At 71.7% G+C, this 5,823-nt stretch carries 6 protein-coding genes and 1 pseudogene; 3 read left to right on the top strand and 4 right to left on the bottom strand.

All coding sequences use genetic code 11. The annotated features are described in order from the left end of the window. Positions 1-108: pseudogene (locus tag JZ5iCDA_RS19775) on the top strand (superoxide dismutase); the annotation flags it as partial. A gap of 150 nt (positions 109-258) precedes the next feature. On the opposite strand, the gene JZ5iCDA_RS14990 reads toward JZ5iCDA_RS19775, so the two are convergent. From JZ5iCDA_RS14990 to ctaC, 3 genes are read right to left on the bottom strand one after another with little or no spacing between them, the layout of a single operon-like run. Beyond that, on the bottom strand, positions 259-657 hold the full coding sequence (locus JZ5iCDA_RS14990) for a cytochrome c oxidase subunit 4 (RefSeq protein ID WP_069387882.1): 399 nt from the start codon (positions 655-657) through the stop codon (positions 259-261). After that, positions 654-2,483: an aa3-type cytochrome oxidase subunit I gene (gene ctaD / locus JZ5iCDA_RS14985; protein ID WP_069387881.1), complete on the bottom strand. Its 1,830-nt coding sequence runs from the start codon at positions 2,481-2,483 to the stop codon at positions 654-656. The genes JZ5iCDA_RS14990 and ctaD overlap by 4 nt, the downstream gene beginning before the upstream one ends. Further along, complete coding sequence (gene ctaC / locus JZ5iCDA_RS14980) at positions 2,483-3,328, bottom strand: aa3-type cytochrome oxidase subunit II (RefSeq protein ID WP_436967412.1); 846 nt, start codon at positions 3,326-3,328, stop codon at positions 2,483-2,485. The genes ctaD and ctaC overlap by 1 nt, the downstream gene beginning before the upstream one ends. A 352-nt stretch (positions 3,329-3,680) precedes the next feature. Between ctaC and JZ5iCDA_RS14975 the strand changes: the two genes are divergently transcribed. Continuing rightward, complete coding sequence (locus JZ5iCDA_RS14975) at positions 3,681-4,823, top strand: cysteine desulfurase family protein (RefSeq protein WP_069387879.1); 1,143 nt, start codon at positions 3,681-3,683, stop codon at positions 4,821-4,823. Beyond that, positions 4,820-5,128 carry a sulfurtransferase TusA family protein gene (locus tag JZ5iCDA_RS14970; protein ID WP_366246680.1) on the top strand — a complete coding sequence of 103 codons (309 nt, stop codon included), beginning with the start codon at positions 4,820-4,822 and terminating at the stop codon, positions 5,126-5,128. The genes JZ5iCDA_RS14975 and JZ5iCDA_RS14970 overlap by 4 nt, the downstream gene beginning before the upstream one ends. A gap of 56 nt (positions 5,129-5,184) precedes the next feature. Here the strand turns inward: JZ5iCDA_RS14970 and erpA are convergent, their stop codons facing one another. Further along, positions 5,185-5,535, bottom strand: a complete 351-nt coding sequence (erpA, locus tag JZ5iCDA_RS14965; protein WP_069387878.1) for an iron-sulfur cluster insertion protein ErpA — start codon at positions 5,533-5,535, stop codon at positions 5,185-5,187. Positions 5,536-5,823 lie beyond the last annotated feature (288 nt).

Below are 5,823 nucleotides of genomic sequence, written 5' to 3'. Positions count from 1 at the left end.
CGCGCCGACTACGTCACCGCCTGGTGGAACCTCGTCAACTGGGCCGACGCCGAGGCCCGCCTCCAGCGCGCGAAGACCCAGACGGCCGGGCTCATCGTCCCCGCCTGACACCCCGCACGCCGACGCCTCGGGCCACTCGCCCGCAGCTGCGCGCACGGTCCCGCTCGCAGACGGCACGACGAAGGGCCCGGACCTCCAGGAGGAGGTTCGGGCCCTGTGCGTCTGCTCAGGAGCGCCGTACAGGCGACACGGTCCCGGTCAGTGCGCGTGCTGGCCGCGGGAGAACTCGAACACCCAGCCGACGAGCGCGATGGCACCGAGCGCGATGCCGACGTAGACGAGCCACCAGCCGACGGCGAGACCGAGGAAGGTGATCGCGCCTGTCGCGCCGATCGCGAGCGGCCACCAGCTCCAGGGGGCGTACACGCCCTGGTCGCCGGCGCCCTGCTCGATGAGACCGTCCGGGTCGTCCTCGGGGCGGGAGTCGATGCGACGCGCCGTCAGCGCCAGGTAGGCGCCGATCATCGCGACGAGCCCGGCGGTGAGCAGGAGCGCCACGGAGCCGACAGGCTCCCAGCTGCTCATGAACCCGTACACGACTCCGGCGAGCACGAAGAACGGCGTGCCGAAGAGGAAGAGCTTGTACTCGATCTTCACTTGCCGTCCTCGCTCTCGTCGACGGGGCCCGAGGTGCGCGGCTCCTCGATGATCGTGGTCGTGGTGGAGTCACCGGCCTCCGACGCGCCGCTCAGCCGGTCGAGCGCGACGCTCTTCTCACCGCGACGGTCGGCCTCGCCGTAGACCCGCTCGAGCACGTTGGGGTTCGGCTCGGCGTGGTCCATGGCCGCGACCTCGGGGTGGTGGAGGTCGAACGCCGGCGACTCGGAGCGGATGCGCGGCAGCGCGGCGAAGTTGTGCCGCGGCGGCGGGCAGGACGTCGCCCACTCGAGCGAGCGGCCGTAGCCCCACGGGTCGTCCACGGTGACCTTGGGCGCGTTGCGCCACGTCGTGTAGACGTTCCACAGGAACGGCAGCGTCGACGCCGCGAGGACGAACGCACCGATGGTCGAGACCTGGTTCTCCCAGGTGAACCCGTCCGAGGCCGCGTAGTCGGCGTAGCGGCGGGGCATGCCCTCGACGCCGAGCCAGTGCTGGATGAGGAACGTCGTGTGGAACCCGACGAACAGCAGCCAGAAGTGCAGCTTGCCGAGGCGCTCGTCGAGCATGCGACCCGTGAACTTCGGCCACCAGAAGTAGAAGCCGGCGAACATCGCGAACACGACCGTCCCGAACACCACGTAGTGGAAGTGCGCCACGACGAAGTAGGAGTCCGAGAGGTGGAAGTCGAGCGCCGGGCTGGACAGGATGATGCCGGTCAGGCCGCCGAAGAGGAACGTCACGAGGAACCCGATCGACCACAGCATCGGCGTCTCGAACGTGATCTTGCCGCGCCACATCGTGCCGATCCAGTTGAAGAACTTCACGCCCGTCGGGACCGCGATCAGCATCGTCATGAAGGCGAAGAACGGCAGGAGCACCGCGCCGGTGACGTACATGTGGTGGGCCCACACGGTCACCGAGAGCGCCGCGATGGCGATCGTCGCGTACACGAGGCCCTTGTAGCCGAAGATCGGCTTGCGGCTGAACACCGGCAGGATCTCGGTCACGATGCCGAAGAACGGCAGCGCGATGATGTAGACCTCGGGGTGCCCGAAGAACCAGAACAGGTGCTGCCAGAGGATCGCTCCCCCGTTCTCGGGGTTGAAGATCTGCGCACCGAGCCGCCGGTCCGCGCCGAGCGCGAAGAGTGCCGCGGCGAGGGGCGGGAACGCCATGAGCACGAGCAGGCTCGTGACGAGCGTGTTCCACGTGAAGATCGGCATCCGGAACATCGTCATGCCCGGCGCCCGCATCGTGATGATCGTCGTGATGAAGTTGACCGCACCGAGGATCGTGCCGAAACCGGTGAGCGCGAGGCCGAACACCCACAGGTCTCCGCCCAGCCCTGGGCTGAACGTCGTGTTCGACAACGGCGCGTACGCGAACCAGCCGAACGACGCGGCGCCCTGCGGCGTGAAGAAGCCGCCGCAGGCGATGAGGGCGCCGAACAGGTACAGCCAGTACGCGAACATGTTGAGCCGCGGGAACGCGACGTCGGGCGCGCCGATCTGCAGCGGCATGATGATGTTGGCGAAACCCGCGAAGAGCGGCGTCGCGAACAGCAGCAGCATGATCGTGCCGTGCATCGTGAAGAGCTGGTTGTACTGCTCCTTGCTCTGCACGAGCTGGATCCCGGGCTCGAAGAGCTCCGCGCGGATGACCAGGGCCATCAGGCCACCGATGCAGAAGAAGAGGAACGACGTGATCAGGTACATGTACCCGATCGTCTTGTGGTCGGTCGACGTCACCCACTTGATGACGGTCCGTCCGAGGGTCTGACGCCGAGGGGCGAGACCGGGGATGACTTCGGCCTGCGCGACCATCAGTTCTCACCCTCCGTGGTAGCGGTGACGGGGTTCGGGTCCTGGAGGCGGCTGAAGCCCTCGACAGGGATCTGGCCCTCCTGGCCCCGCTCGCGGAGCGCGTCCATCTGCGCGTCGAACTCGGCGCGGTCGACGACCTCGACGTTGAAGAGCATGCCGGAGTGGTGCTCGCCGCAGAGCTCGGCGCACTTGCCGGCGTAGACGCCCTCGCGCGTCGGCGTGACGACGAACTCGTTCGTCCGGTGCGGGATCATGTCCTGCTTGTAGAGGAACGCGGGGATCCAGAAGGAGTGGATGACGTCGCGGGACTCGAGCTCGAAGCGGATGCTCTCGCCGACCGGGAGGTAGAGGGTCGGCAGGGCCTCGCCCGTGCCCGGCGCGCCGTCGATCTCGGCGCCCTCCGTCAGGGTCTCCCCCACGTCCGCGAGGTGGACGCCGGACTCGTACACGTCCTCGTCGACGTAGTTGAAGTCCCAGCTCCACTGCTTGCCGATGACCTGGATCGTCATGTCGGACTCGACGTCACGGTCCTGGATCGCCGTCATGTCGCGGTCCGTGTAGACGAAGAGCACGAGGACCATGATGATCGGGACGGCCGTGTACATGATCTCGAGCGGCAGGTGGTAGCGCGTCTGGACCGGCAGCACGTGGTCGTCCTTGCGCTTGCGGTACGCGGCGACGCACCACAGCATGAGGCCCCACGTGACGATGCCGACGAAGAGCGCGGCGATCCACGAGCCGGTCCACAGCGACGTGATCCGGGCGGTCTGGTTGGTCACCTCCCCGTCCTCGTAACCGGGCAGGAACCCGCGCTGGACCGAGTCGGTGGCGCAGCCGGACGCCACCGCCGCGACGGCGACGGCGAGAGCCGTCGCCCGCAGGATGGTGCGCCGCGTGCGGCTAGGGGGTTGCGAGTGCAAGGGAGGCCTTTCACGTCACGTCCTGCACCGCGCCCGTCTCCACGAGCCCAGCACAGGACCTTCGTCCTCGACACACGCAGCCTAGCGCGCCGATCCGCGCTACGTGCCCCGCGGCACGGTCGCCGGCGAGGAGATCCCCACCACGTTCTCCCCGGTCCGGGCCGGGTTCGGCACACCGGCGCCCGGTCTGTCAGATCGATCGGCCGTCGGCACCGGTGGCGGGCCGCGGTAGCGTGCTGGGGTCCCACCCGCGCACTTCCCCGACGTCGGAGACCCTGTGACGCACACCACCGGTCCGCGCGTGCTGCTCGACAACGGCGGTCGCGCGCCGTGGCACCCGCTCGCGCGGCAGGCGTTCGAGCAGGCCCTCGACGACGGCTGGGCCGACCCTCGGCGTCTGCACGCCGAGGGCCGTCGCGCGGCGGCCCTCCTGGCGGGCGCGCGTGAGGCCGTCGCGGGCGCGCTCGGCGCGCGGACCGAGGAGGTCGCCTTCACGCCGTCGCACACGGCGTCCCTGCACACGGCGGTGGCCGCGATGGCCTCCGGGCGACGACGCGCCGGGGCCCGGGTCGTCGTGAGCGCCGTCGAGCGCGCGGCGGTCCTCCAGGCGGCCGGCCACGGCGGCCTCGAACGGCACGTCGTGGGCGTCGACGCGACGGGACGGGTGGACGCGGCCGCGATGGCGGACGCCGTCGCACGTCCCGGGACCGCCGTGGCGGCCCTGCAGCACGCGAACGGCGAGGTCGGCACGCTGCAGCCCGTCGAGGCCGTCCACGAGGCCGCCCGCGCGGCGGGCGTCCCGCTCCTCGTCGACGCCGGCGCGAGCCTCGGGCACGCACCGGTGCCCGGCGCGTGGGACGTGCTCGCCGCGGATCCCGGGGACTGGGGCGCGGCGCCGGGCGTCGGCGTCCTGGCCCTGCGCTCGCGCGTCCGGCGGCACAGCCCGTTCCCCGAGGACCCCGACCCTTTGGCGCCCGGTGGCGTCAGCGTCCCCGCGGCGTTCTCCGCGGCCGTCGGGCTGCAGGCGGTCCTCGCCGACCTCGAGGCGCAGGACGCGCGCCGGCGGGCGCTCGTCGACCGCGTCCGCGCGGCGGTGGCCGCCATCCCGGACGTCGAGGTCGTGGGCGACCCGCGGGGACGGCTCCCGCACGTCGTGACCTTCTCGTTCCTCTACGTCGACGGCGAGGCGCTCCTCGGCGAGCTCGACCGCGAGGGCATCGCCGTCGGCTCCGGGTCGGCGTGCACCTCGAGCAGCCTCGAGCCGTCGCACGTGCTCGCCGCGATGGGCGTCCTCACGCACGGCAACGTGCGCCTCGCGCTGGACCGGTCGACCACCGAGGCCGACGTCGAGCGCTTCCTCGCGGTGCTCCCGGGCGCCGTCGAGCGCGTGCGGTCCGCGCTGGGCGTGGAGGGGCTGTGAGCGCGGAGGGGGTGCCGCCGGGCCGCGACGACGCGGTCGTCGTCGACGCGCGCGGGCTGCGCTGCCCGCTGCCGGTCGTGCGGCTCGCCGCAGCGGCCCGCGACGGGGCCCCGGGCGACCGGCTCGTCGTCTGGTCCACGGACCCGGCGGCGCGCCACGACGTGCCGGCGTGGGCACGCATGCGCGGCCACGCGGTGGTCGAGGATCGCGAGTTGGCCCCGACCGGCCAGGGCGACGACGCGGCGCCGTCCGCCACTCCCGCGTGGGCGATCACGGTCGAGCTGAGACCGGCCCGGCCGTCCTGACGCGACGAGGCCCGGTCGCCGGGACGGCGACCGGGCCTCGTGGGCGCGGGGCGGGGTCAGCTGAAAGAGCCGCCGCACGCGCAGGCGCTGCCCGCGTTCGGGTTGTCGATCGTGAAGCCCTGCTTCTCGATGGTGTCGGCGAAGTCGATCGTCGCGCCCTCGAGGTAGGGGACGCTCATCTTGTCGACCACGACCTCGACGCCGCCGAAGTCGCGCAGGGCGTCGCCGTCGAGCAGACGCTCGTCGAAGTAGAGCTGGTAGATCAGGCCGGAGCAGCCGCCCGGCTGCACCGCCACGCGCAGGCGAAGGTCGTCACGACCCTCCTGCTCGAGGAGGGTGCGGACCTTGTCCGCTGCCCCGTCGGTCAGGTTGACGCCGTGGGTGGCAATGTCGGTGGTCTCGCTCATCTCGTCTCCGCGCTGTCGGGGGCAGGCGCGCTGCCCCGGTGGTGGCCGGCGTTCCCGGGACTCTCCGGAGTTCCCGTCAGGTCCTCAACACCACGCGTGCCGGTCGTGTTCCCGAGTGTACGACGCGCCCGTGCGGGAGTCAGGCGCGCGACCAGGTGCGCGCGACGCGCTCGACGAGGGCGCGCGGCGACCCGTCGCCCCACGCGTGGACGCCGCTGAGCCCGGCGGCCGCCTGCTCGCGCCGCCCGGCCAGGACGGTCCGCGCGACGACGACGACAGGGAGCGCGT

The sequence above is a fragment of the Cellulosimicrobium cellulans genome (genome assembly GCF_001722485.1).
GTDB classification, from domain to species: domain Bacteria; phylum Actinomycetota; class Actinomycetes; order Actinomycetales; family Cellulomonadaceae; genus Cellulosimicrobium; species Cellulosimicrobium cellulans_A.
The sequence above is the reverse complement of the archived record's forward strand: the minus strand, read 5'-3'. Positions and strand labels throughout refer to the sequence as shown.

What these genes read in the sequence shown, in the direction of transcription:
- ctaD (WP_069387881.1), bottom strand. Translation starts at nt 2,483, where the DNA reads ATGGTCGCGCAGGCCGAAGTCATCCCCGGTCTCGCCCCTCGGCGTCAG.
- erpA (WP_069387878.1), bottom strand. Translation starts at nt 5,535, where the DNA reads ATGAGCGAGACCACCGACATTGCCACCCACGGCGTCAACCTGACCGAC.